At 73.1% G+C, this 24,663-nt stretch carries 21 protein-coding genes; 13 read left to right on the forward strand and 8 right to left on the reverse strand.

Features of this window, described 5'->3' with window-relative positions; translation table 11 throughout:
• The first annotated feature begins 89 nt into the window (after positions 1-89).
• The 4 genes from ACIBK1_RS22140 to ACIBK1_RS22155 are packed head-to-tail and all read left to right on the forward strand — an operon-like array spanning position 90 to position 3,727.
• Positions 90-1,316 (forward strand): flavin monoamine oxidase family protein, encoded by a 1,227-nt coding sequence (locus ACIBK1_RS22140; RefSeq protein ID WP_396737334.1) that lies wholly within the window; start codon positions 90-92, stop codon positions 1,314-1,316.
• The gene (locus ACIBK1_RS22145) at positions 1,313-2,242 is read left to right on the forward strand and encodes a Rieske 2Fe-2S domain-containing protein (RefSeq protein ID WP_030506172.1); all 930 of its coding nucleotides are present in this window, start codon (positions 1,313-1,315) and stop codon (positions 2,240-2,242) included. Before ACIBK1_RS22140 ends, ACIBK1_RS22145 begins: the two co-directional genes overlap by 4 nt.
• Positions 2,242-3,027 (forward strand): alpha/beta fold hydrolase, encoded by a 786-nt coding sequence (locus ACIBK1_RS22150; RefSeq protein ID WP_030506171.1) that lies wholly within the window; start codon positions 2,242-2,244, stop codon positions 3,025-3,027. Before ACIBK1_RS22145 ends, ACIBK1_RS22150 begins: the two co-directional genes overlap by 1 nt.
• Positions 3,014-3,727: a VOC family protein gene (locus ACIBK1_RS22155; protein ID WP_357322773.1), complete on the forward strand. Its 714-nt coding sequence runs from the start codon at positions 3,014-3,016 to the stop codon at positions 3,725-3,727. Before ACIBK1_RS22150 ends, ACIBK1_RS22155 begins: the two co-directional genes overlap by 14 nt.
• Here ACIBK1_RS22155 and ACIBK1_RS22160 read toward each other — a convergent pair.
• From ACIBK1_RS22160 to ACIBK1_RS22170, 3 genes are all read right to left on the reverse strand, one after another.
• Entirely contained in the window at positions 3,687-3,857 is a 171-nt protein-coding gene (locus ACIBK1_RS22160) for a hypothetical protein (protein WP_156080758.1), read from the reverse strand. The two genes, ACIBK1_RS22155 and ACIBK1_RS22160, sit on opposite strands and share 41 nt — an antisense overlap.
• A gap of 125 nt (positions 3,858-3,982) precedes the next feature.
• Complete coding sequence (locus ACIBK1_RS22165; RefSeq protein WP_357322777.1) at positions 3,983-4,828, reverse strand: hypothetical protein; 846 nt, start codon at positions 4,826-4,828, stop codon at positions 3,983-3,985.
• Between the two features lie 192 nt (positions 4,829-5,020).
• Positions 5,021-5,677 (reverse strand): TetR family transcriptional regulator, encoded by a 657-nt coding sequence (locus tag ACIBK1_RS22170; RefSeq protein WP_030506168.1) that lies wholly within the window; start codon positions 5,675-5,677, stop codon positions 5,021-5,023.
• A 209-nt stretch (positions 5,678-5,886) separates the two neighbouring features.
• Here ACIBK1_RS22170 and ACIBK1_RS22175 point away from each other — a divergent pair, with 209 nt between their 5' ends.
• Together ACIBK1_RS22175 and ACIBK1_RS22180 are read left to right on the forward strand one after the other, a co-directional pair.
• Positions 5,887-6,954: an acyl-CoA dehydrogenase family protein gene (locus ACIBK1_RS22175; protein WP_396737337.1), complete on the forward strand. Its 1,068-nt coding sequence runs from the start codon at positions 5,887-5,889 to the stop codon at positions 6,952-6,954.
• The gene (locus ACIBK1_RS22180) at positions 6,954-8,126 is read left to right on the forward strand and encodes an acyl-CoA dehydrogenase family protein (protein ID WP_396737340.1); all 1,173 of its coding nucleotides are present in this window, start codon (positions 6,954-6,956) and stop codon (positions 8,124-8,126) included. Before ACIBK1_RS22175 ends, ACIBK1_RS22180 begins: the two co-directional genes overlap by 1 nt.
• A gap of 56 nt (positions 8,127-8,182) precedes the next feature.
• Here ACIBK1_RS22180 and ACIBK1_RS22185 read toward each other — a convergent pair whose 3' ends face one another.
• On the reverse strand, positions 8,183-10,198 hold the full coding sequence (locus ACIBK1_RS22185) for a hypothetical protein (protein WP_396737343.1): 2,016 nt from the start codon (positions 10,196-10,198) through the stop codon (positions 8,183-8,185).
• Positions 10,199-10,480: 282 nt separating this feature from the next.
• On the opposite strand from ACIBK1_RS22185, the gene ACIBK1_RS22190 reads away from it, so the two are divergent.
• From ACIBK1_RS22190 to ACIBK1_RS22215, 6 genes are all read left to right on the forward strand, one after another.
• Positions 10,481-11,551 carry an ABC transporter ATP-binding protein gene (locus ACIBK1_RS22190; RefSeq protein ID WP_051761307.1) on the forward strand — a complete coding sequence of 357 codons (1,071 nt, stop codon included), beginning with the start codon at positions 10,481-10,483 and terminating at the stop codon, positions 11,549-11,551.
• Positions 11,548-12,222, forward strand: a complete 675-nt coding sequence (locus ACIBK1_RS22195) for an ABC transporter permease (RefSeq protein ID WP_030506164.1) — start codon at positions 11,548-11,550, stop codon at positions 12,220-12,222. Before ACIBK1_RS22190 ends, ACIBK1_RS22195 begins: the two co-directional genes overlap by 4 nt.
• Positions 12,219-12,881: an ABC transporter permease gene (locus tag ACIBK1_RS22200; protein ID WP_030506163.1), complete on the forward strand. Its 663-nt coding sequence runs from the start codon at positions 12,219-12,221 to the stop codon at positions 12,879-12,881. Before ACIBK1_RS22195 ends, ACIBK1_RS22200 begins: the two co-directional genes overlap by 4 nt.
• A gap of 39 nt (positions 12,882-12,920) precedes the next feature.
• On the forward strand, positions 12,921-13,841 hold the full coding sequence (locus tag ACIBK1_RS22205; RefSeq protein WP_030506162.1) for an ABC transporter substrate-binding protein: 921 nt from the start codon (positions 12,921-12,923) through the stop codon (positions 13,839-13,841).
• A 269-nt stretch (positions 13,842-14,110) separates the two neighbouring features.
• Positions 14,111-15,310 (forward strand): cytochrome P450, encoded by a 1,200-nt coding sequence (locus tag ACIBK1_RS22210; protein ID WP_197042441.1) that lies wholly within the window; start codon positions 14,111-14,113, stop codon positions 15,308-15,310.
• A gap of 87 nt (positions 15,311-15,397) precedes the next feature.
• Positions 15,398-18,565, forward strand: a complete 3,168-nt coding sequence (locus ACIBK1_RS22215; protein WP_396737348.1) for a BTAD domain-containing putative transcriptional regulator — start codon at positions 15,398-15,400, stop codon at positions 18,563-18,565.
• Here ACIBK1_RS22215 and ACIBK1_RS22220 read toward each other — a convergent pair.
• The 3 genes from ACIBK1_RS22220 to iolD form a co-directional block, all read right to left on the reverse strand.
• Complete coding sequence (locus ACIBK1_RS22220; RefSeq protein WP_030506159.1) at positions 18,549-19,298, reverse strand: ABC transporter permease; 750 nt, start codon at positions 19,296-19,298, stop codon at positions 18,549-18,551. The genes ACIBK1_RS22215 and ACIBK1_RS22220 overlap by 17 nt on opposite strands.
• A complete protein-coding gene (locus tag ACIBK1_RS22225) occupies positions 19,295-20,239 on the reverse strand; it encodes an ATP-binding cassette domain-containing protein (RefSeq protein ID WP_396737352.1) in 945 nt (314 codons plus the stop codon). The genes ACIBK1_RS22220 and ACIBK1_RS22225 overlap by 4 nt, the downstream gene beginning before the upstream one ends.
• A 94-nt stretch (positions 20,240-20,333) precedes the next feature.
• Entirely contained in the window at positions 20,334-22,196 is a 1,863-nt protein-coding gene (gene iolD / locus ACIBK1_RS22230) for a 3D-(3,5/4)-trihydroxycyclohexane-1,2-dione acylhydrolase (decyclizing) (RefSeq protein ID WP_396737355.1), read from the reverse strand.
• Positions 22,197-22,500: 304 nt separating this feature from the next.
• Between iolD and ACIBK1_RS22235 the strand changes: the two genes are divergently transcribed.
• Positions 22,501-22,959, forward strand: coding sequence for a flavin reductase family protein (locus ACIBK1_RS22235; RefSeq protein WP_396724136.1), 459 nt, complete (start codon positions 22,501-22,503; stop codon positions 22,957-22,959).
• On the opposite strand, the gene sppA is transcribed toward ACIBK1_RS22235, so the two are convergent.
• Positions 22,952-24,643 (reverse strand): signal peptide peptidase SppA, encoded by a 1,692-nt coding sequence (gene sppA / locus ACIBK1_RS22240; RefSeq protein WP_357313325.1) that lies wholly within the window; start codon positions 24,641-24,643, stop codon positions 22,952-22,954. The genes ACIBK1_RS22235 and sppA overlap by 8 nt on opposite strands.
• Positions 24,644-24,663 lie beyond the last annotated feature (20 nt).

The following is a 24,663-nucleotide window of genomic DNA, read 5'->3' on the forward strand; positions in this document are numbered from 1 at the left end:
GGCGATCCCTCGGGGCTCAGCTCACACGATCACGGGTCACAAGATCACGGCACGGCCACGCTACTACAGCGCGGCCGTCGCCGGAATGAATGCGGACAACTGCGGACCGGACGGACCCATGGGAGGCAGCGATGCGAGTCGATGTAGTGGTTGTGGGCGCGGGCGTCAGCGGCCTGACCGCCGCACGGCGGCTGCGCGCCGCGGGTCTGGCCGTCACGGTGCTGGAAGCCAGGGACCGCGTCGGCGGGCGGGTGCGCACCCACCGGCCCTCCGACGGCGGTCCGGCGATGGAGCTGGGGGCTCAGGTCGTCCACGGCGACCGCAATCCCGTCTGGGACGTGCTCGAAGCCGGCGCGGCCGAGCCGGTGCAGCCGGGCAACGCCCTCGTGGCCGCGGCGGGGCGGGTGCTGCCGCTGGGCGTGCTCGCCCGGCGGGGACAGCCGCCGTGGGCCGTGGAGCAGAGCCTGCTGCGGGACCCGGGGGAGGACGTGCCCGTCGCGGAGCGGCTCACCTCCGGCGACCAGGCCGAATGGCTGCGGCAGAACTGGGCGGCCGACCCCGGGGCCCTCAGCGCGGCGGGAATGGCCGCGGGACGCCGCGCCGACGACGTCGGCGAGGGCCGCTACGCCATACGCGGGGGCTTCGACCGGTTGCCCGGCGTGCTCGCCCGCGGGCTCGACGTGCGGCCGGGCAGCCCGGCCAGGAGCATCGCCTGGTCGCCGGGGCGGGTGGAGGCCCGTCTCGACGAGGGCGCGGTGACGGCCGCGGCGGTGGTGGTGACCGTGCCGCCGCCCGTGGTCGCGGGCGGGGCGCTCGCGATCGCGGACATGCCGGCCCGCAAGCGGGCGGCGGCCGAGTCGCTGCGCCTCGGCGACGCCTGGTGCGGGGTGGTGACGCTGTCGCGGCCCGCCCCGGAGTCGGCCGTCGTGTTCGACGCCGAGGGCGGGCTGGGCTTCGTCACCTGCACCGCCGGCAGCACGCGCGTCCTGGTGGTGGCCAAGGCGGGGGCCGCCGCGCGGGCGCGCGAGGCGGCCCGCGGAGGGCCGCCCCCGCTGGGCCGGGTGCTGCCCTGGGCCGGGGACGCCCGGCCCGAGCACGTCGAGGCGGCCGACTGGGGAGCGGACGCCTGGGCGACCGGCGCGTTCACCTATCCCCGGGTCGGCGGCCTGTGGGCGCGGGCGGCGTGGGCGGAGCCGATGGGCGGCACGGTGTTCTTCGCGGGCGAGGCCACGGCGGCCGGTGTCCCGATGGTTCAGGCGGCCATGGCCAGCGGCGACCGCGTGGCCGGAGAGGTCCTGGAGGCGGTAGGGCGATGATCGGGAAAGTGCACACGGGCTGGTATCTGCTGGCGTTCGAGGAGGAACTCGCCGAAGGGCTGAACCCCCTGATGCTCGGCGGGCGGAGGCTGCTCGCCGTACGGGAGGGGTCGCGCGTCCGCGTGTTCGACGGGCTGTGCCCCCACCGGGGCGCGGCCCTGGGCCACGGCGGCACCCTGGACGGCGACTGCGTCATCTGCCCCTTCCACGGCAAGCGGGTGGCACTCGGGGACACGGCGCGGCGCTGGTCGGTCGCCGAGCACGCGGTCGAGCGGGCGGGCGCGGCGGTGTTCGTACGGCTGTCCGCCGACGACGACCGCGGCTTCCAGCGGGCCATCAAGGAGGTGGCCGACGGCAACATCGTCGTGAGCGCGGTGATCCAGCCGGTGGCGGTCCCTTCGGAGTACGTCGTGGAGAACGCCTTCGACGCCGAGCACTTCCACCAGGTGCACCTCGTGCCCCGGGTGATCGGCATGCGGGTGTCGCCGGGTCCCGACGGGGAGATGGCGATCGAGGGGGAGTTCCGCACCAAGGCCCCGCCATGGGAGCGGGAGCGCCGGCTCGACTTCGCCTCCCGGTTCTACGCCCGTGCCTTCAGCCCCAACCTCGTCATGACGGAGCTGGGCACCGCGGACGCGCCGTACACGATCATCACGGGCGCCGTGCCCACCCCGGACGGCTGCGTGGGGCGGGTCGCCATCGCACTGCCGCCGGAGCGGGCCGATGCGCTCGACGCGCTGGTCCACGGCGCGCGGTACGCCTTCGAGCAGGACCGCGTCGTCTGGGATCACCTCGATCCGGACGCGCCGCAGCGCTACGACGCCGCAGACCGGCCCGTGCTGGCCTTCCGGCGGTTCTGCGCCACCTTCGGCGCCGTTCCGCCAGCCGGAACCGCTTCCGCGGCGGTGGCGGGGGAGCCGGCGTGATGCGGGTGCACGCGAGCGGGAGCGGCCCGGCCGTGCTGTGGCTCCACGGCTACACCATGGACTCCACGACCTGGCGCGACCTGTGGGCGCTGCTGCCCGGCCGCCGGCACGTCGGCGTCGACCTGCCGGGCCACGGAGGGTCCGGCCCGATGCGGCCCGGCACGACCCTGCCGGACCTGGCGGCCGAGATCGCGGCTATCGCGCGGGCGGAGGGGGTGCACGACGTCGTCGCCCTGTCCTTCGGGTCGCTGGCGGGGATCCAGCTCGCCGTGGACGCGCCCGACGTCGTACGGCGTCTCGTCGTGGCGGCCCCCACCATCGCGGGCGCGCCCAGCGAGCCGGGGACGGCCCCGCGCTACCGCGAGCTGATGGCGCTGCGGCGGGCCGGCGCGGACGGCGCCGCGCTGGCGGACGTCTGGATGTCCTCCCCACCCGACATCTTCCGCGGCACCGAGGCGCACCCCCGGCTGCGGGCGAGCCTGCGGACGGTCATCGCCCGGCACGGCTGGGACGAGCTGCGCACCGGCGCGATGGCGGCGTTCCACCGGCACGTCCACACCGACGAGGCGCTCGGCGCGATCAGGGCCGACACCCTGGTCCTCGTCGGGGACGCCGAGATGCCGACGTTCGCGGCCAACGCCGACCGGCTGGGCGCGCTCGTCCCCCGCTGCCGGGTCGTGGAGATGGCGGACGCCGGTCACCTGTGCCTGATCGAGCGCCCGGAGGCCGCCGCGCCGCTCATCTGGTCCCATCTGGAAAGGAGCCGGGTGGATGCCCAGGCGTGAGACGTACGCGCAGGGCTCGCCCTGCTGGGTGGACTACATGGCGGCCGACCCGGAGGGCGCGCGGGAGTTCTACGCGACCCTGTTCGGCTGGACCTTCGGCGAGCCCGAGGAGTACGGCTACCGCCTGGCGCGGCAGGCCGGGGAGGTCGTCGGAGGATTCGGCCAGGTGCCGCCGGGGCGGGGGCTGACCGCCACCTGGAACACCTATCTGGCGGCGAAGGACGCCGACGCGGTGGCCGGGCGGGTGAAGGCGCTCGGCGGCGCGGTGGTGCTCGGGCCGCTCGCGGCCGGCGAGAACGGGCGGTTCCTGTTCGCGATCGACACGACGGGCGCGGCGGTCGGCTTCTGGCAGGGGCACTGGGCGGAGGGCATCGTCCTGGTCGACGAGCACGGCGCGACCTGCGGCCACGAGCTGAGGGCGGCCGATCCCGGCGGCGCCCGCGCCTTCTACGCCGGGATCTTCGGGGAGGAGACGGCGCCAGGACGGGAGGTGCGCGGCGTGCCGGACGGCATGTCCCCCCAGTGGGTGTCCTACTTCTTCGTGGACGACGTGCCCTCGGCGGCCCTGGCCGCGCGACGGGCGGGCGGCGGGGTCGCCGAGGCGGGGGACGACGGGCGGGAGGCGGTGTTGCGCGACCCGTGGGGCGCGCTGTTCGGCGTCAGGGACGGCCGGTCCCGCTCCGGGGGCGGAACCAGATGAAGAACGCGGCCACGAGGAGCGCTCCGACGATCACGACGACCGTGCCCACGGTCTTGTCGATCATCAGCGACACGACGACCGCGATCGCGTAGACCAGCGGCACGATGAGGCGGATGTTGCTCAGTCCCATGACGGCTCCCCGGAAGAAAAGAATTCGCCGTAGGCATCATCGGCCATCTTTCCGGGGGCCGTCCAGCGCGCTTCCGGTTATTACGTATCCGGATTGCGGTGCGTACGTATGCGTATTCCGGGCGGTCAGATATTCAGGCCGGGCCGCAGCACGAGCAGATAGAACGCGACCACGGCGGCGTAGCCGAGAAACGCCCACACGGGAAGCCGCCAACCGGCGTCGGTCTTCTCCTTGCGTTCGTACGGCCGGCCCGCGTTGAGCGTCATGAATCCGACCAGCGCCATTCCCGGCCCCCAGCAGCCGAGGATGCCGTAGAAGACCACCTCGGGGTCGCCGCCGAGCCCGGCGGGCACCAGCAGCGCCAGGCCGATCAGGTAGGGGATCCACAGGCGGGTCACGGACGCCTTGCGGTCGCGCGGGGTGTCCAGTGGCACGCTCGCGGGCAGCGAGTCGAGGTACATCCGGCTCAGCGGCCGGGTGACCAGGTAGAGCAGCGCCATGCCGGCGGCGGTGACGAGGAACTGGACGGCGACGGGCACGTGGTAGAGACGGGCCAGGACGCCGGTGTCGCCCACCGTGAGCAGCGGCATGACCACCAGATATCCGAGGAACGCCGTGATGCCGGTCATCGCCAGCCACATCAGCAGCAGGCGCGGATAGGACGGCCCGCGCCGGCGGTACAGCGCCCAGCAGACGAGGCCGGTGACGAGGCTGCCGATCGGGCCGCCGGCGGCCACCAGGGCCTCCTGCGCCCGTTCCGGCGAGGGCACGTGCAACTCGACGAACTGGCCGATGGCGGGGTGGAACCCCACCGCGCGGGCGGCCAGCGCGTGCGACCCCTCGTGCAGGAACACCTCGATGAGTTGTGCCGTCGCGTAGGACAGGGCGAGCGGTCCCCAGGCCGCGCGGAGGGAGGGGATGGGCGGAGAGGCGGTGTCCCGCCGGGCCGGGATCTCGGGGGGGCTCGTCACCCTGTCATGGAACCAGAACCCGCAGAGGCGGTCCAAGCGCTTTCCCGCAACTGGAATTTAATTCCAATAGGAGTGGAACTCGTTCTAGCAGGAGACGGCGGCCCGTCCATCTTGCATATCCGTCTTACCCGGGGGTGCGGACCTCGTGTCTCGGAGGGTCGCGATGATTTCACCGGGCGGCGAGAGGAAAGTCTAGAAACCCGCCAGCAGCCGCTCGGCCGCGATCTCGATGCGGTGCTGGATCTGCTCGTACGTGCGCCGCCCGCGCAGCATCTCCAGCAACTCCTGCACCCATACTCCCGCCAGGGAGCCGGTGAGCGCGAGCTGGTCCTCCGGGGGAAGGCTCACCGTGCGGCCGTCGGTGGCGACGCGCAGCAGCAGGCTCGCCATCCTGTCGCCGAACGGCGCCTCCACCTCCGCCATGATCAGGGAACGGATGAGCGCGTCGGCGAGCTCCGGCTCGCGCATCAGGCCCCGGGTGGCCCGCATCAGCACGTCGACCGCGCGGCCCGCGGGGTGGGCGGCGTGCGGCGGGCGCCGCTCGATGCTGGACTCCAGCAGGTCGATCTCCTCGCCGACCACCGCCACGACCAGGTCCATCTTGGAGGGGAAGTAGCGGTAGAGCGTTCCCAGGGCGACGCCGGCGCGCTCGGCGACCGTGCGCATCTGCATCGCCTCGACGCCTCCGCGGGAGGCGAGGGCGGCCGCCGCCTGGACGATGCGCCGGCGCCGTTGGTGCTGGCTCCGGGTGCGAGCCCCCGGGGTGGCCGGGGCCGGATGGGCGGCCGTGGCGGAAGGGCCTTCGGGAAGCGGTGGTGGAGCGTCGGCGACTGCATGCGAAGTGCGCATAGGAACACGTTATCTGATTCCCGTCCACTCCGGATGGTTACCCGTCAGTCACAAAAGCGCTGGCGGCTATATGACTTTCCTGTTTCGGTCGCATGTCGTCGCCGGTTCGGGAGCATCCCTCTGGACAGAGATTAGAATCCGTTCTAGTTTGCGGTTCTGGGCGGGGATCTCGCCCCGCAGGCAGGTCCGTGGAACACGCGGGAGGTCCGGTGGACTTCGATCTCGACGAGACCCATGCGGAGTTGCGCGCGCTGGCCGCGTCGGTGCTGGACCGGGAGGCGGACCAGGCCAGGATCGAGGCGCACGAGCGCGGCGGCAGGCCGTACGACGCGGGGGCGTGGAAGGCGCTGGCGCAGGCGGGCCTGCTCGGCGCGTGCCTGACTCCGGAGGCCGGCGGCGCCGGGCTCGGCCCGCTCGCGATGGCGGTGATCCTGCGCGAGGCGGGGAGCCGCGTGGCGCCCGTTCCCGCGTTGCCCGGCCTGATCGCCGCGCTGACCGTCGCCGGGCACGGCACGGACGCCCAGCGCCGGGCGCTCGCGTCGTTCGCCGAGGGGGAGGAGGTGCTCGCCGTCGCCTTCCGCGAGGCCGGGGCGGGCCCGGGCGACCCGCCTTCCGCCGTCGCCAGGGACGGAAGGATCACCGGGCGGCCCGGCGTCGTCCCGTACGCCGCCGAGGCGTCGGCCATCCTCGTGTCGGCGCGGTCCGGGGACGGGGCCGCGCTGTTCCTCGTGCGGCCCGCGGACGCGCGGTTGCGGCCGGTCCCGACGGCGACCGGGGAACCCGCGGCCGCGGTCGTCCTGGAGGACGCGCCGGGCGAGATGGTGGGGGAGCGGGACGGCGCGGCCGTCACCGCGCTGCGGCTGAACACCCTGGCCGCGGTGACCGCGACCGCCTCCGGAGTCCTCGCGGGCGCGCTCGCGCTGACCAGGGGACACATCGCCGCGCGCAGGCAGTTCGACCGGGTGCTCGCCGAGTTCCAGGCCGTGACCATGCAGATCGCCGACGTCTACATCGCCGCACGCGCGCTCGACGTCGCCATGTGGACGGGAGTGTGGCGGCTGGGCGAAGGGCTGCCCGCGGAGCGGGATCTGGCCGTCGCCGCCTACAACGCCACCGCAAACGCCGTACGCGCGCTCTACACCTGCCAGCACCTGCACGGGGGCATCGGCCTCGACCTGACCTATCCGCTGCATCGGCACTTCGGCCTGGGCAAGCACCTCGCCCATCTGCTGGGCGGTGAGCAGGCCCAGCTCGACCTGATCGGAGCCCTGGTCTGATGTTCATCGAGTTGACGGCGGAGCAGCGGCGGCTCCGCGACGACCTGCGGGACTACTTCGCGTCCTGCCTGACCGCCGAGCAGCGCGCCGAGATCGCCCGCGACCCGTTCGGCGAGGCGTACATGACGCACTGCCGCAGGCTGGGCCGCGACGGCAAGCTCGGCCTCGGATGGCCGAAGGAGTACGGCGGGGACGGATACGGCCCGGTGGAGCAGCAGATCTTCGCCAACGAGGTCGCCCGGGCCGAGGTGCCCTACCCCCTGATCACGCTGCAGACGGTCGGCCCGACGCTGATGCGGTACGGCACGGACGCGCAGAAGGAGTTCTTCCTGCCGCGCATCCTCGCCGGGGAGTGTCACTTCGCGATCGGCTACAGCGAGCCGGAGGCGGGCACCGACCTGGCCTCGCTGCGGACGACCGCGGTGCGCGACGGCGACCACTACGTGGTCAACGGCCAGAAGGTGTTCACCTCGGGCGCGCACCACGCCGACTACATCTGGCTGGCGGCGCGCACCGATCCGGCGGCGCGGAAGCACCGCGGGATCACCATGATGATCGTCGACTGCGGGGACCCCGGGTTCTCCTGGACGCCGATCTTCACGATGGACGGCCGCCACCACACCAACGCGACGTACTACTCGGACGTGCGCGTCCCGCTCGACATGGTCGTCGGCGAGGTGGACAAGGGCTGGGACCTGATCGTCAACCAGCTCAACTACGAGCGCGTCACGCTCGGCCCCGCCGGCAACATCGGGCACACCCTCGACCGTTTCGCGCGCTGGGCGAAGACCGGCAAGGGACGCGACGGCGTGCCGCTGTGGGAGCACCCCGACGTACGGCGGGCCGTCGCCGAGGTGTACGCGTACTTCCGCACGAACGAGCTGCTGAACTGGCAGGTCGCGGCGTCGATGGACCTCGGCTGGCTGGGCGCGCCCGACGCGTCGGCCACCAAGATCTACGCCTCGGAGCGGGCGCAGGACATCGGCCGGATCGTCGGCGACACGCTGGCCCGCTTCGGCGACCCGTACGACGAGGAGACGCGCGACCTGATCGAGCGGGTCGACCGGGGCGTCAAGGGCGCGCTCGTGCTCACCTTCGGAGGCGGCGTCAACGAGGTCCAGCGGGAGCTGATCGCCATGCTCGGGCTCGGGCTGCCCAAACCGCCACGATGAGCACGCGCCCAGCGGTGCGGGCGGTGCGGCGGTGCGGCGGTGCGGGCGTCGCGGGCTCAGGGCGTGAAGACCGTCGGCACGTTGAAGAAGACGATCAGCGCGATGATCAGGCAGATCAGGATGCCGACGGCCTCCCACAGCCAGTCGTAGTGCCGGTCGCCCTTGCCCCGCCGGCCCTTGCGCGTGCCGTTGCTCGCGCCCCTGCCGGCACCGCTGCTCGCGCCCCTGCTCGCCCCGCTGACGGCGCCGGACGGCTTGCCGGCGTGCTTGCGGGCAGGACGGCGGGAGGCGGCGGCCGGAGGCGCGGAGATCGCCGCGACGGCCGGGTGGACCAGGGCGTCGGTCTCCGTCCCGGACGCCGTGACGGCACGCGTGCCGGAGGTCTCCACCGGCGGCTCCTCGGCCGGGAGGAGGGAGGACCCGGCCGGGCGCCCGGCCTCCCGCGGCGCGGGAGTGAACGCGTCCACGGGGGGAGCGGCCGGGAAGAGCTCCTCGGAGGGCGGCGTCAGCGGGGGTTCGCCGGACGGCTCCTCGATCCGCGGGAAGCCGGACGGTTCCCCGGTCTGCGGGAAGGCGCCGGTGGGCTCGGCCTGCCGCGAGGCGTCCGCGGGCTCGGCCGTACGGAACGCGTCGAAGGGCACGGCGAAGCGGAGCGTGTCGAACAACGCGTCCAGCGGCTCCGCGGGTCGGGACGTGCCGGAAGTCCCGAAGGCGTCGAAGGGCTCCGCGGGGTGCGGGGTGGCTTCGAAGGCGTCACGAGGTTCCGCGGGGCGCGGAGCGCCGGACGTGCCCTCGAAGGCGTCGAAGGATTCCGCGGGGTGCGGCGTGGTGCCGAAGGCGTCGAAGGGCTCCGCGGGGCGGAGTGTGCCGGAAGTGCCGAAGGCGTCGAGGGGTTCCGGGGACCGGGGTGTGGTTCCGAAGGCGTCGAGGGGTTCCACGGGGCGCGGTGTGCCGGAAGCGCCGAAGGCGTCGAAGGGACGCGCGGCGGTGCCGAAGGCGTCGAACGGGTCCGTACGGGGAGAGGCGGCGGCGCCGAAGGCGTCGAACGACTCGGGGGCGGCCGCGACGTCCGGGGCAGGTGGCGGCGCTGCGGGTGCGGCGGGCGCCGGTTCCTGCAGGGGCGCCTGCGGCTCCACGGGCGCGGCCAGGGCCTCCGGCCGCTCCGGGGTCTCCGGCCGCTCCGGGGGCGCGGGCCGCGCGGTGCGCTTCCTGCGCAGACGGCCCTCGCCGAGCGAGTTGAGCAGCGCACCGCGCAGCCGGGGCATGGGCTCGGTCGTCGCCTCGTGCTTCGCCCTGCGCCGGGAGCCCTGCGGCTGCGCGATCGCGTCGGCCTTGACCACGCACGTGTTGGTGACCTGGTCGGGGTCGCTCAGCGGCAGCGGCCACGTCGGAGTGGTCGGCCACAGCCTCTTGGTGATCAGCCCGGAGGACTGCTCCCCTCCCGCGGTGGCGCTCCCCGGCTCGTCGTACGGCAGCGCCGCCAGCACCCGGTCGCGTACGGTCGCGGCCGGCCGGCGCCAGGGCAGCCGGGCCAGCACGTCGCCGAGGGGGGAGACGCAGATGGCGTCGTAGACCTCCGCGACGGAGGCGGGCACGAACGGCGCCGATCTCGCGGCGGTCACCGCCGTCTCCAGCGTCTGGGCGAAGCGGCGCGTCGCTCCGGCGATCAGCTCCTCGGCGGTGTCGGCCGCCACGTCGAGGACCAGCGACAGTTCCGGCGCCGGCAGGCCGCACACCTCCGACAGGAGCAGGACCTCACGCTGGTGCGGCCGGATGTCCCGGAACACCCGCTCGATCAAGGAGGTGGCGGGGTCGGCGACGGAGTCGACCGCGGGCAGCGCGTAGCTGACGTCCCGGCGGTAGATCTCCCGGCGCGCCAGCGCGTAGAGCGCGCCGCGCGAGGGCGGCTCGGCGGCCGGAGCGGTGGTGAAGACCGCCACCACGGCGTCGGCGGCGGACGCGGTCTCACCGAGCTGGTCGTGGCAGTACGCGAACAACCCCGCCGCGTGACGCTCGTAGAGCTCGGCGATCAGCTCGCTCCTGGAGCGCAGACCGGTGAGCGGTGCAGTCACGACCGGCTCCTCTGAGGTTCTTGGCTGGTCCGTTCTGAGGGACGCGGCGGAGGGACGGGAGAGGCGTGAGAGTAATCATGCCAACACATCACCGCGTCACGCATCATGAGATGCCCTATTGATAGATATCTAGGCCCGGATTTCGGGTGTTCCCGCCGTAGGCTGGCCGCTGGGTGTTGTGTCCGGAACGGGTCGCGTTGGATATCCGGGGGGTTCGGAGGGAAGAGTGAGGGGCCTCCCGCTGTTGCCTTGATCGCACACTCTTTCGAAGGGCGAGATGGCGTGATCACGTTCGAAGACGTCACCAAGCGCTACCGGGACGGGACGGTGGCCGTGGCCGACCTCAGTCTGGAGGTGCCCACCGGTGCGATCACCGTGTTCGTGGGCCCCTCGGGCTGTGGCAAGACCACGTCGCTGCGGATGATCAATCGCATGATCGACGCCACCTCCGGCCGCATCACCCTCGACGGCCAGGACGTGCGCGAGATCGACCCGCCCACGCTCCGGCGCGGCATCGGGTACGTGATCCAGCAGGCGGGCCTGTTCCCGCACCGCAAGATCGTGGACAACATCGCGACGGTGCCGTACCTGCTGGGCTGGAGCAAGAGGAAGGCGCGCGCCCGCGCGATGGACCTGCTCGAACTGGTCGGGCTCGACCCCGGCCTGGCGGGCCGCTATCCCTTCCAGCTCTCGGGCGGGCAGCAGCAGCGCGTCGGCGTGGCCCGGGCGCTCGCGGCCGACCCTCCGGTGCTGCTCATGGACGAGCCGTTCAGCGCCGTCGACCCGATCGTGCGGGCCAGTCTCCAGGACGAGCTGCTGCGGCTGCAGTCGGAGCTGCGCAAGACGATCGTGTTCGTCACCCACGACATCGACGAGGCGGTCAAGCTCGGCGACACGGTGGCCGTCATGCGCGTCGGCGGGCGGCTGGCCCAGATGGCCGGCCCGGCCACGCTGCTCACCGAGCCCGCCGACGACTTCGTCCGCGAGTTCCTCGGCCGCGACCGCGGCATCCGGCGGCTGTCGTTCATCTCGGCCAAGGAGGTGCGCCTGCGCCCGGCGCCGTCCGATCTGGCGACCGACGAGGACGGCAGGCCGCTCGGCTGGCGCACCGCGAACGGGCTCGCGGCGTACGGCACCTTCACCCCCGAGACCGACTCGCTGCGCGCGGCGCTCGACGCGGCGCTGCTGTCGGCCAACGGCACCGCGGTCGCCGTGGACGAGGAGGGCCGCGTGCGCGGCGTGGCCGGCCGGGACGCGATCGACGAACTGCTCGCCGAGTACGCGCCGCCCGCGTCAGGCGGCTCGGGCGAGGGCTCCTCCGGCGACGGCTCCTCCGAGGAGGCGCCCGCGTGACCGACGAGCCCCTGGTCCGCTGGGACTGGATCGCGCGCAACTGGGCCAACGGGGGCCCCACCGCGATCAGCGCCCTGCTGGAGAACCATGTCGTGATGGCCTTCCTGCCCGTGCTTTTCGGGCTGGTCGTGGCCCTGCCGCTCGGCCTCGCCTGTGTGCGCTGGCGCTGGCTCTACCAGCCGACCGCCGCGCTGATGAACGTCACCTACTCGCTGCCGTCCCTGGTGCTGTTCTCGATCTTCCTGTCGATCACCGGGCTCACCCGGTCGACCGTGGTCATCCCGCTGACGTTCTTCGCGCTCGCGGTGCTGATCCCCGCCGTGGTGGACGGCCTGGCCTCGGTGCCCGATGCCGTACGGCAGTCGGCGGTGGCGATGGGGTTCAGGCCCGCGCGCCGGCTGCTCCGGGTCGAGCTGCCGGTCGCGGTGCCGGTGGTCCTGGCCGGGCTGCGGGTCGCGACCGTCTCCAGCATCAGCCTGGTCAGCGTGGGCGCGCTCATCGGCCAGGGCGGGCTGGGCAACCTGTTCATCGACGGCTGGCAGCGGCAGTTCTACACGCCGATCACGGTCGGGATCGTGCTCATCGTCCTGCTCGCCGTGCTCGCCGACGGGCTGCTCGTGCTCGCCCAGCGGCTGCTGACCCCCTGGTCCCGGGCGAGGAGGACGGCGTGAACTGGCTGGCCGGCTTCTTCGGCGACCCGGCGCACTGGTCGGGCCCGGACGGCATCCCGGTCCGGCTGCTCGAGCACCTGGAGTTCTCGGCCGCGGCCTTCCTCGTCGCGGCGCTGATCGCCGTGCCGCTCGGCCTGCTCATCGGCCACACGGGCCGCGGCGCGCTGCTCGTCGTGGTCGCGGCGAACGCCGCCCGGGCGCTGCCGACGCTCGGCCTGCTCGTGCTCGTGGTGCTGCTGGCGGGGGTGGGAACCGTCCTGCCGGTGCTGATCCCGCTGATCGTGCTGGCGGTGCCGCCCATCCTGGTGAACACGTACGAGGGCGTGCGGGGGGTGGACGCCGACCTGCGCGACGCGGCGTACGGCATGGGCCTGCGCGGGCGTCAGGTGCTGTTCCAGACGCTGACCCCGGTCGCGCTGCCGCTGATCCTGCTGGGCCTGCGCCTCGCCGCCATCCAGGTCGTCTCCACCGCCACCGTCGCGGCGTTCGTCGGGCTGGGCGGCCTCGGCCGGTTCATCATCGACGGCCTGGCGACCAAGACCTACGCGGACGTGGTCGGGGGAGCGGTCCTGGTGGCCGCGCTCGCCCTGGCCGTCCAGCTCGGCTTCGTCCTGCTCGACCGGGTGGCCGTCTCGCCCGGTGTCCGCCAGGTCCGCTAATCTCGATATTATCCCCCTATAATGAAGGGATTTTCTGTTATGAGGCGTATCTTCGGCGTCGCGGCGGTCGCCCTGACCGCGGCGCTCACGTTATCGGCCTGCGGGGGCTCCGACCCCCTCTCCACGACCGCCTCCGCCGCCCCGTCGGCGTCGGGCTCGGGGGACGCCGCCGCCACGAAGGTCGTCGTCGGCTCCTTCAACTTCCCCGAGAGCGTCCTGCTCGCCTCGATGTACGCCCAGGCCCTCCAGGCCAAGGGGGTCACGGTCGAGGAGAAGCCCAACATCGGCAGCCGCGAGGTCGTCTACGACCAGGTCAAGAGCGGCGGCCTGACCGTGCTGCCCGAGTACGCCGGGTCGCTGCTGGCGTTCGTCGACAAGTCGAGCACGGCCAGGACCAAGGACGAGATCCTCGCGGGCCTGAAGGCCAAGCTGCCCCCGGAGCTGGAGATCCTGGAACCGGCGGCGGCCGAGGACAACAACTCGCTCACGGTCACCAAGGCCACGGCCGACAAATACCAGCTCAGCACCATCGAGGACCTCGTCAAGGTGGCGAAGGACTTCGTGGTCGGCGGCCCGCCGGAGTTCAAGCAGCGTCAGGAGGAGAACTTCAAGAACGTCTACGGCCTGGAGTTCAAGCAGTGGAAGCCCACCGGCGACACCACCGCTGACGCGATCAAGAGCGGCACGGTCCAGGTGGGCAACGTGTTCACCACCGACCCCAAGATCGTGCTGAACGACCTCGTGCCGCTGCAGGACAGCAAGAACGCCTTCGGCTCGGAGAACGTGACGCCCCTCGTCTACAAGGCCGGGGTGAACGACACCGTGACCTCCACGCTGAACGCGGTCTCCGCCAAGCTCGACACCCAGACGCTGGTCACCCTGATGAAGCGGATCGCCGTCGACAAGGACGACCCGCCCGTGGTGGCCAAGGACTGGCTCACGCAGAGCGGCCTGCTCTGACGGCGAGGACACAGACGCGAGGGCATAGACGAACGCCTCCCGGTCCGGAGCACGAGCCGTGCTCCGCCGGGAGGCGTTCGTCTGTGTTCACCGGACGGCGATCGGCCCGGCGCGGTGTCGTGTCAGCGGCCGCGTCAGCACGGCGACGGCCCGGTGTCAGCGCGACCGGCGACGGTGGATGCCATGAACGGCTCAGTGCACGCGGCCTCGGGGCCGCGGAAGGCTTCCGCAGACGACACCGTGGTCGGCGGCTGACGAGGGGAATGGCCATGGAACACACCGTCACCACGCTGCCGGCCGCGCGTAAGCCCGGCTGTCCCTTCGACCCGCCGGCGGAGCTGATCGACGCCCGCCGGCACGGCCCGATCAGCCGCTACCGCTTCCCGGACGGACACGAGGGCTGGCTGATCACCGGATACGACCTGGTCCGGTCGGTCCTGGCCGACCCCCGGTTCAGCTCGCGCAAGGAACTCATGCGCCACCACCCGCTGATCGACTTCGGGGAGATCGAGGTCCCTCCGGCGCCGCCCGGCGAGTTCCTCCTCATGGACGACCCGCAGCACAGCCGCTATCGCAAACCGCTGGTGGGCAGGTTCACCGTACGCCGGATGCGACTGCTGACCGAGCGCGTCGAGCAGGTCACCGCCGCCCACCTGGACGCCATGGAGAAGGCCGGGCCGCCCGCGGACCTGGTGACCGCGTTCGCCAAGCCCATCCCCTCCGTCATCATCTGCGAGCTGCTGGGCGTGCCGTACGAGGACCGGGGCTTCTTCCAGGACAACATCGACGCGTTCCTCGGCGGAGAGGTCGGCGACGAGGAACTGTTCGCGGCCTACACAGCGACCCAGCGATACCTCGCGGAACTGGTGGCCGCCAAGCGCGTCACCCCAACCGACGACGTACTCAGCGACCTCACCGACAGCGACCTGACCGACGAGGAGCTGCAGGGGATCGCCCTCATCCTGCTGTCGGCCGGGTTCGACACCACCGCGAACATGCTGGCGCTGGGCACCTTCGCGCTGCTGCGTCACCCGGAGCAACTGGCCGCCTGGCGAGCCGATCCCGCGCTCACCGACCGGGCCGTGGAGGAGCTGCTGCGCTACCTGAGTGTCGCCAAGACGTTCATGCGGACGGCGCTGGAGGACGTCGAGCTGGGCGGCCGGACCATCGCCGCCGGGACGGCCGTCATCCTGTCGTACAACACCGCCAACCGCGACCCCGGACGCTTCGCCGATCCCCACGTGCTCGACCTCGGCAGGCAGGACGGCGGGCACCTGGCCTTCGGCCACGGCATCCACCAGTGCCTGGGTCAGCAGCTGGCCCGCGTCGAGATGCGGGTCGCCCTCCCCGCGCTGCTCAGCCGCTTCCCCACGCTGCGCCTGGCCGTACCGGCCGAGGAGGTCGGCCTGCGGCCGGAGACCGCGGACGTCTACGGGGTGAAGAGCCTCCCGGTCACCTGGGACGCGTGACCGCGAGACACGGCTGACCGCGGCTGACCGCCGTTGACCCGCGGCGGCGGTTAGCCGATAGCGCCACGGCTCGGCACAATTGCTCACGTGCGAGTCGAACTGCTCGGACCGTTCGAGGTCCGCGACCACGACGGGGCCGTGGTGGAGGTTCCCGGGATTCGGCTGCGCGCACTGCTCGCCGCGCTCGCCCTCGAACCCGGCCGGATCGTCACGCGGGCGAGGCTGGTGGACTGGATCTGGGGGCGACGGCCGCCCGCGGACGAGGCCAACGCCCTGCAGGCGCTGGTGTCCCGGCTGCGCAGGGTGATGCCGGGCGGTGTGATCGAGGCGGACGCCGGCGGCTATCGGCTGGCCGTGGCTCCCGACGCCGTGGACGTGTGCCGGTTCGAGCAGCTGGTCGGCCGGGCCCGTGCCGCCGGCCCCGCGGCCAGGGCCGATCTGCTGCGCTCAGCCCTGGCCCTGTGGCGCGGCCCGGCCATGGCGGACATCGCGCTGCGCGACAGCGACGCGTTCGACGCCGCGGTCGCGCGGCTGGACGAACTCCACGTCGCCGCGCTCGGGGACAGGGTGGATGCGGACATTCGCCTCGGCCGCGGGGCCGAGCTGGTCTCCGAGCTGACCGAGCTGGTCGCCGCCCACCCGCTGCGGGAGGGGTTCGTCGCGGCCCTGATGCGGGCGCTCGCCGAAGCGGGGCGTACGGCCGAGGCGCTGACCGTGTACCAGCGGACGCGGGAGCGGCTCGCCGAGGAGCTGGGCGCCGATCCGTCGGCCGAGCTGTCCGCGCTGCACACCGCGGTGCTGCGGGGCGAGCTGGGCCGGCGGGCGGACGACCACAGGACGAATCTGCGGGCCGAGCTGACGAGTTTCGTCGGCAAGGACGACGAGGTCTCCGCGGTCGCCGATCTGGTCGTCAGGCACCGGCTGGTCACCTTGGCGGGGGCGGGCGGCTCCGGCAAGACGAGGCTGGCCGCGGAGACCGCGCGGACGATGCTCGCCGGGCTGCCGGATGGGGCATGGCTGATCGAACTGGCCCCGGTGCGGGCGGGCGGCGACCTGGCGCAGGCCGCCCTCACCGCGATCGGCCTGCGTGACCAGGCGCTGCTCGGCGCCGCGCGGGGCGGGGAACCGATGGACCAGCTGATCGCCGCGGTCCGGGAGCGCGCGATCCTGCTGATCCTGGACAACTGCGAGCACGTGATCGAGGCGGCCGCCGCTTTCGCCGATCGGCTGCTGGGAGAGTGCCGGAGCCTGCGGATTCTGGCCACGAGCAGGGAACCACTCGGCATCACCGGGGAGGTCCTGTGGCAGGTCGAGCCGCTCGCGCTGCCCGCGAAGGGAGCCGGCCCCGCCGAGGCCGGGTCCTCGCCCGCGGTGCGGCTGCTGCGCGACCGCGCGGCTCTGGTGCGCAAGGACGTCGGCTCCGACGCGCGCACCCTGTCGGCCATGGCGCGGATCTGCCGGGCGCTCGACGGGATCCCGCTGGCGATCGAACTGGCCGCGGCGCGGCTGCGCACCATGTCCCTCGACCAGCTGGCCCGCCGGCTCGACGACCGGTTCCTTCTGCTGACCGGCGGCAGCCGTACGGCGCTGCCCCGGCACAAGACCCTGCGCGCGGTCGTGGACTGGAGCTGGGATCTGCTGTCCGAGGCCGAACGCCGCGTGCTCCGGCGGCTGTCGGTGTTCTCCGGCGGAGCGAGCCTGGAGGCGGCCGAGCGGGTGTGCGGGGACGAGGCGTCGCCCGGGGAGCAGGTGCTCGACGTGCTGACCGCGTTGATCGAGAAATCGCTGCTGCTCGCCGACGGCGAGGGCACGCCGCGCTACCGGATGCTCGGCACCATCAGGGAGTACGCGGCGCACCGGCTCGCCGAAGCCGGGGAGACCGAGCAGGCGCGCCGGGCGCACCTCGCCTACTTCACCGAGCTGGCCGAGACGGCCGATCCGCACCTGCGCCGGGCCGGGCAGCTGGAATGGCTGGCCAGAGTCGAGGCCGAGCACGACAACATCGGCGCGGCCGTGCGGGGGGCGATCGCCGAGGGATGGGCCCAGGAGGCGATGCGGCTGGTCGGGGCCGCGGGCTGGTACTGGTTCCTCAGCGGGCACAGGGCCGAGGGCACCGAGTTGAGCATCGCGGCGGCCTCGATGCACAGTGAGATGCCCAGTGAGGCGCACGGTGAGGTGTCCGACGAGGTGCGCGCGATGGCGTACACCATCGTGGCGATGTTCGTGACCTCCAGGGTCGGCGGCGATCAGTACCAGGCGCGGGAGTGGATCCAAGGGGCGTACCGGCTCACCAGGGGCAGCGGGTATCGCAACCCCCTGCTCGGGTTCGTCGCTCCGCTGGAGCGGATGCTGCGCGAGCGGACGGAGTTCCTGCCCGCGTTCGAGCCGCTCATCGCCGACGACGACCCGTGGGTGCGCGCGCAGGCCAGGCTCGCTCGTGGCCGGCTGCGGCTCACGCTCGGCGGCGACGAGACCGACGTGGACACCGACGCCGGGATCGCCCTCGGCGAGTTCCGCGCGCTGGGCGACCGGTGGGGGATCTCGCTGGCGCTGGCCTTCGTGGCCGATCGGCGCGCCATGCGCGGCGAGTTCGCACGCGCGTGCGAGCACTACGAAGAGGCGGTCGTGGCGCTGACCGAGGTGGGCGCGACCGAGGACGTGGTCGGCCTGCGGGCACGGCAGGCGCAGCTGTACTGGCTGCTCGGCGACGAGCGGTCCAGCGCTCGCGCCATGGCGGAGGCGCAGCGGTGCGCGGGCGGGATCACCTGGCCGGCAGTGCTGGGTGAGCTGGCGTTCTCGCAGGCGCAGCTGGCGCGCTGGCGCGGCGAGCCGGATCAGGCGCGCCGGCATCTGGCCAGGGTGGGAATGGAGCCGGACAGTACGGTGCAGGACCAGGCCGCCCGCGCCGCGGCCATGAACCTGTACGGCTACCTCGCCGAGGATCTCGGCACGGCTTGCGCCCATCGGGCCGAGGCCTTCCGCGCGGCCGTGGAGTACGGGTATCCGCCGACGATCGCCGAGGTGCTGGTCGGGATCGCGGATCTCGCGCTGCGCCGGGGAGACCACGAGCAGGCCGTGCGACTGCTCGCGGCGAGCGACGTCGTGCGCGGCACGCCGGATCGTTCGCACCCGGACGCTTCCAGGATCGCCGGGGACGCGCGGAACCGCCTCGGCGAAACCGTGTTCACCGAGGCGGTCCGTGACGGCCGGGGGCGGGACTGGCGCGAGCTGGCCGAGATCACGCTCGCTTCTTGAACGACGCGCGCGCCCACAGGTAGCCGATCAACGCCAGCCCCGCACACCAGGCGATCGCCGTGATGGCCGGGCCCGCCGACGGCGCGCCGGTCAGCAACCCGCGCAGGGTCTCGATGATCGGAGTGAACGGCTGATACTCGGCGAGCTGCCGCGCACCGGGACCCATCGTGTCGGCCGGCACGAACGCGCTGCTCAGGAAGGGAAGGAGCATCAGCGGGACGGCGGCGAAGCCCGCGCTCTCCGGCGTCTTCGCCGCGAGACCGAACGCGACGGTCAGCCAGCCGATCGCCAGCACCGTCAGCACGACGATGCCGATCACGCCGAGCCATTCCGCGAAGCTCGCCGACGGCCGGAATCCCATCAGGAACGCGACCCCGGTGACGAACGCGATGGCGACCAGGCTCCGCAGCATGGTGACGATCACGTACGCGTTCAGCACGGCGGCACGGGACACGTCCATGACGCGAAGCCGGTTGATGAACCCGGTCGTCATGTCGGAGTTCACCGCGATCGCGGTGGCGCCGACGCCGTAGCAGATGGTCGTCAGCATCAATCCTGGCGTCGCGTAGTCGGCGTAGCCGACGCCGACGCTGAACGCGCCGCCGAACACGTAGACCATCAGGAACATCAGAAAGACCGGCATGACGATGCCGTTGAACAGCGCCACCGGATTCCGCATCGTGTGCCGGAGGTTGCGCCGCAGCAGGGTCGTGGAGTCTGCGATGACGTTCATCGGGCGTTGGCCTCCTTGTTCGCGGTACCGGTGAGGGAGAGGAAGACGTCATCCAGGTCCGGGGTGTGCACCGACAGCTCCTCGACGTCGACGGAGTGCGCGTCGAGCCGATCGAGCAGCGCGCGCAACGACCTCACACCGCCGTCGCCGGGCACCCGCAGGGCCAGCTCTTCGTCGTCCCTCGTGGACCCGGGCAGGACCCGTGCCGCGGCGTCGAGTTCGTCGCGGCCGGTGAACCGCAGCCGGACGTGGCTGCCGGGGACCCGGCGCTTGAGCTCGCCGGCGGTGCCCTCGGCGACCAGCCGGCCCTTATCGAGCACGGCGATGCGATCGGCGAGCTGGTCGGCCTCCTCCAGATACTGCGTCGTGAGGAAGATGGTCGCGCCGTCGGCGACCAGCTCCCGGATGATGTCCCACATGGTGCGGCGGCTGCGCGGGTCGAGTCCCGTCGTGGGCTCGTCCAGGAAGATGATCTGCGGCCTGCCGACCAGCGTCATGGCGAGGTCCAGCTTGCGGCGCATGCCGCCTGAGTAGGACGCCGCCGGTTTGCTCGCCGCTTCGGCCAGATCGAACCGGTCGAGCAACCGGCCGGCGATCTGTCTGCCCTCCGCCTTGGGCAGGTGCAGGAGATCCGCCATCAGCAGCAGGTTCTCCTCGCCGGTGAGCAGGTCGTCCACCGAGGCGAACTGCCCGGTGACCCCGATCGCCGCGCGCACCGCCTTGGTCTCCGTGGCCACGTCGTGCCCGGCGACGACCGCCGTGCCGGCGTCGGGGGCCAGCAGCGTGGTCAGCACGTTCACCGTCGTGGTCTTGCCGGCGCCGTTGGGCCCGAGCAGGGCGAAGATCGTGCCGGCTCTGACGTCCAGGTCGACGCCGTCGAGCACGACCTTGTCCTTGTATGCCTTCCGCAGCCCCGAGGCCGCGATCGCTGATCCGTTCATGGCGTCCACGATCGCCGACCGCTCTGATACCGGGCCGTCGCCGTGCTGACGCGGCCGCTGACACGGGCCGCGCGGCGACGCGAGCGTCCACCCCTCAGAGATAGGGCCGCCGGTCACGCCTGGCCTCGTCGTAGCGCTCGCGCGCGGCGCGCGTCTCGGCGAGCCCGGACACCTCGGCCACCGGCACGTCCCACCACGCCTCGGCGGCGGGTGCGGGACCGGAGACCGTCTCGACGTGGACCACGGTCGTGCGGGGGGACGCGACCGCCTTGGCGAGCGCGGCCCGCAGGGTCCGCGGGTCGGCCGCCGTCAGGACGCCGGCGCCGAGGCTGGCCGCGTTGGCGGCGAGGTCCACCGGGAGCCGCTCCCCGTCGAGCCGGCCGCCGGGGCCGCGCCTCCGGTAGGCGGTGCCGAGCCGGAGCGCGCCGACCGCCTCGCTCAGCGCGCCGATCGAGGCGAAGCCATGGTTGTCCACCAGGACGATGACGAGCTTGACGCCCTCCTGCACGGCGGTGGCGATCTCCTGGGCCATCATCAGGTAGGAACCGTCGCCGACGAGCACGAACACCTCGCGCTCGGGGGCGGCGAGCTTCACCCCCAGGCCCCCGGCGATCTCGTAGCCCATGCAGGAGTAGCCGTACTCGACGTGGTACTGCCCGGGGTCGGAGGCCCGCCAGAGCCGGTGCAGGTCGCCCGGCATCGACCCGGCGGCGTTGACCACCACCCCGCCCGCGGCGACCTCGTTCAGCACGCCCAGCACGACCGGCTGGGTCAGCTCGGTCCCGCCGTAGAACCGGTCGATCTCGGCCTGCCACGCGGCGGCCAGCCCGGCCGCCCGGCCCGTCCAGCCGGGGTCGGCCCGCCAGTCCACGTCGCCGAAGGCCGCGCCGAGCGCCTTCAGGGCCTCCCGCGCGTCGGCGACGAGCGTCTCGGCCGCGTGCTTGGCCGCGTCGAACGCCGCCACGTTGACGTTGAGGAACCCGGCCTGCCGGAACAGCGTCCGCGACGCGGTGGTGAAGTCGCCGAAGCGGGTGCCGATCCCGACGACCAGGTCGGCCTCGCGGGCCAGGGTGTCGGCCGCGCGGGTCCCGGTGTGCCCGATCGCGCCCACCGCGCACGGATGGTCGTACGGCAGCGCGCCCTTGCCGGCCTGGGTCTCGGCCACCGGCACGCCGTGGCGTTCGGCGAAGCGGGCCAGCTCGGCGCAGGCGCCGCTGTACCTGACCCCGCCCCCGGCGACGATCAACGGGCGGCGCGAGCCGCGCAGCAGTTCGACGGCCCTGGCCAGGGCGGCGGGTTCGGGGACCGGCCGGGCCACGTGCCAGACCCGGCGGGCGAACAGCTCCCCGGGCCAGTCGTACGCCTCGGCCTGCACGTCCTGCGGCAGCGCCAGCGTCACCGCGCCGGTCTCGGCGGGGTCGGTGAGCACCCGCATGGCCCCCAGCAGCGCCGAGGAAAGCTGCTCGGGCCGGTTGACCCGGTCCCAGAAGCGGCTGACGGGCCTGAGGCAGTCGTTGACGCTGACGTCGTACGACCGGGGGTCCTCCAGCTCCTGCAGCACCGGCGAGGCGACCCGGGTGGCGAACACGTCGCCGGGCAGCAGCAGCACCGGCAGCCGGTTGATCGTGGCCAGCGCGGCCCCGGTGACCATGTTGGTCGCGCCCGGCCCGATCGAGCTGGTGCAGGCGAGCGTGGACAGCCGGTCGGACTGCCGGGCGTAGCCGGCGGCCGTGTGCACCATCGCCTGCTCGTTGCGGGCCGGGTAGTAGGGCAGCGGGTCGCGGGTGCCCGCGCCCTGCTCCGCCAGGGCCTGGCCGATGCCCGCCACATTGCCGTGCCCGAAGATGCCCATGCACCCGGCGATCAGCCGGTGCTCGACGCCGTCGCGTTCGGTCCACTGCCGCGCGAGGAACCGCACCAGTGCCTGCGCCACCGTGAGCCTCGTCGTGTTCGTCATGAGACACCTCCCAGGCGTGGGATCGACGGGCCCACGTGTCGCGCCTCAACGCGTGCCCCGGGTCGTCGGACAAGGCCATGGACCGCTTGTCCGCCGGTCCGGCCAGCACGTTCAGCGGCGTCCCCCCTTCCCGTCTCTCCGTCAGGGGCGTTCCCCGGATCCGGCGGCAGTCCCCGTGCCGGCCTGGACGGCCTCCGTGATCCGCTCGGCCCGGTTGCGTGTCCCGGCCCCCGGTGGCACAGTCGCACGCCGGAGGGGAAGGAGCCGGGGCGTGGGACCTCAGCAGGGACTGTTCACCGAGGCCATGGGGCAGATGGCCGCGGGCGTGGCCGTCGTGACAGTCAAGGACGACCGCGACGACCTGGGCACGACGGTCGCGACCCTGGTGTCGGTGTCGCTCGAACCGCCGCTGGTGCTGATCAGCCTCGACTCGGCCGGATACCTCGCCGAGGTGCTGCTGCGCAGGGATCGCTGGGCCGCGAGCGTCCTCGCGGACGGCCAGCAGGCGGTCGCCTCCAGGTTCGCCACCGCCGGACGGCCGGGCGCCCGGCTCCTGCTGGCCGGGGTCGCCCATCATCGCGGCGCGCACAGCGAGGCGCTCGTCGTGGAGCGCGGGGTGGCGGCGATCGAGGCCGAGACGACCCAGGTCGTCCCGGCCGGCGATCACACCCTGTTCATCGGGGAGGTCCTCGGCGTCGACTACGTCGACGCGTCCAAGGCCCCGCTCGTACGGCTGCGCTCCCGCTACCGTCCGGTCATCTGATCGTCCACCAGCCCGGCAGCACCAGCGGGCCGTACGCCGGGAGGCCGAGCTGCCCGGCCATCCGGGCGAGCGGCCCCCACGCCTCCAGGCGCACCCGGGCGAGCGCGGCCGACTTGTCCTCGCTGGACTCCGGCGGGCGCAGCCGCTCCAGGGGGTGCATGCGGGGATAGGTCCGCACGGGGGCGTCGCCGGGCAGCCCGGCCCGGCGGCGGGCCAGGGCGAGGGCGTCCTCCAGGCCGCCGAGCTCGTCGGCGAGACCGGCCTGCCTGGCGTCGGCGCCGGTCCACACGCGGCCCCTGGCCAGCTCGTGCGCCCGCTCCTCGGTCAGGCCGCGGCCCTGCGCCACCTTGCCCACGAAGTCGCCGTAGATGCGGTCGAGCCAGGCGTTCACCCGCTCCCACTGCTCGTCGGAGAACGCGGTGGACGGCGAGAACATCCCGGCGTTGGCGCCCTCGGAGACCGACTCGGTCACCACGCCGAGCTTGCCGAGCAGCTCGCCGACCACGGGCTTGCCGCCGAACACCCCGATCGAGCCGGTCAGCGTGCCCGGCTGGGCCACGATCACGTCGGCGGCCATCGACACGAAGTAGCCGCCGGAGGCCGCCAGGTCGCCCATCGACACGATGACCGGCTTGCCCGCCCGGCGCGCCAGCACGACCTCCCGCCAGATCGCGTCGGAGGCGACGTACGATCCGCCGGGGCTGTCCACGCGGAACACGATGGCCTTGACCTTCTCGTCCCGGCGGGCCGAGCGCAGGGCGGCGCAGATGGTGTCGGAGCCCATGGCGCCCCCGCCGCCCAGGGGCGAGCGGCCGCTGCGGCCGAGACGGATCATGCCGGTGCCGTGGACCAGGGCGACCGTGGCCGCGCCGGGGTGGGGGACCCTGCGGGACAGCGCGCTCTTGGCGTACCGCGACACGTAGAGCAGGTGTGCGCCCTCGTCGACGGTCTCGGCGTAGACCTCGTCGCGATACTTCAGCCCGTCCACGAGCCCGGCCTCGACGGCCTCCGGCCCGATGAACGGCCCTTGGTCGATCAGCTCGCGCACCCGCTTGGGGTCGAGGCCGCGCCCCTCGGCGACGCCCGCGACGACCTGCTCGGTGACCGACTCGGCGATGCGCCCGGCGGACTCGCGGTGGGCGTCGGTCATGTGGTTCTGGGTGAAGGTGTTGGCCGCGGTCTTGTACTCGTGCCGCTGGCCGAGCTGATACTCCACCCCGGCCTTGGCGAGCGCGTCGCGCAGGAACCGCTGCTCCAGCGCCACCCCGGTCAGGCCCACGTCGCCGGAGGGCTGGAGGTAGACCCGATCGAAGGCGCTGGCCAGGTAGTAGGGGACGGTGCCAGCGCCGAACTCGCCGAAGGTCTCGGCGAACGCGACGGTCCGCTTGCCCGCGGCCCGCAGCTTCACCACGGCCGTGCGCAGCTCCTGCACCATGCCGAGGCCGAGGGGGTTACCGCCGATCTTGACGATCAGCGCGGTGACGCGAGGGTCCTTGCGGGCGCGGCGCAGGCCCGACAGCACCTCGGCGAGGCGCGCCTTGCGCATGGACAGCAGAGCGGTGATGGGGTCGGCGGGCGGGCCTTCCGACAGCCCCTCGGTCAGGTCCAGTTCCAGCACGAGCGGCGCGGTGCGGCGCTGCCGCAGCTTGCCGACCGTTTCTACGATCGTCCTCGTCGCGTCCATGAATGCCACCATAAGCGAAG

Source organism: Microbispora rosea, from assembly GCF_044460045.1.
Lineage (GTDB): Bacteria > Actinomycetota > Actinomycetes > Streptosporangiales > Streptosporangiaceae > Microbispora > Microbispora rosea.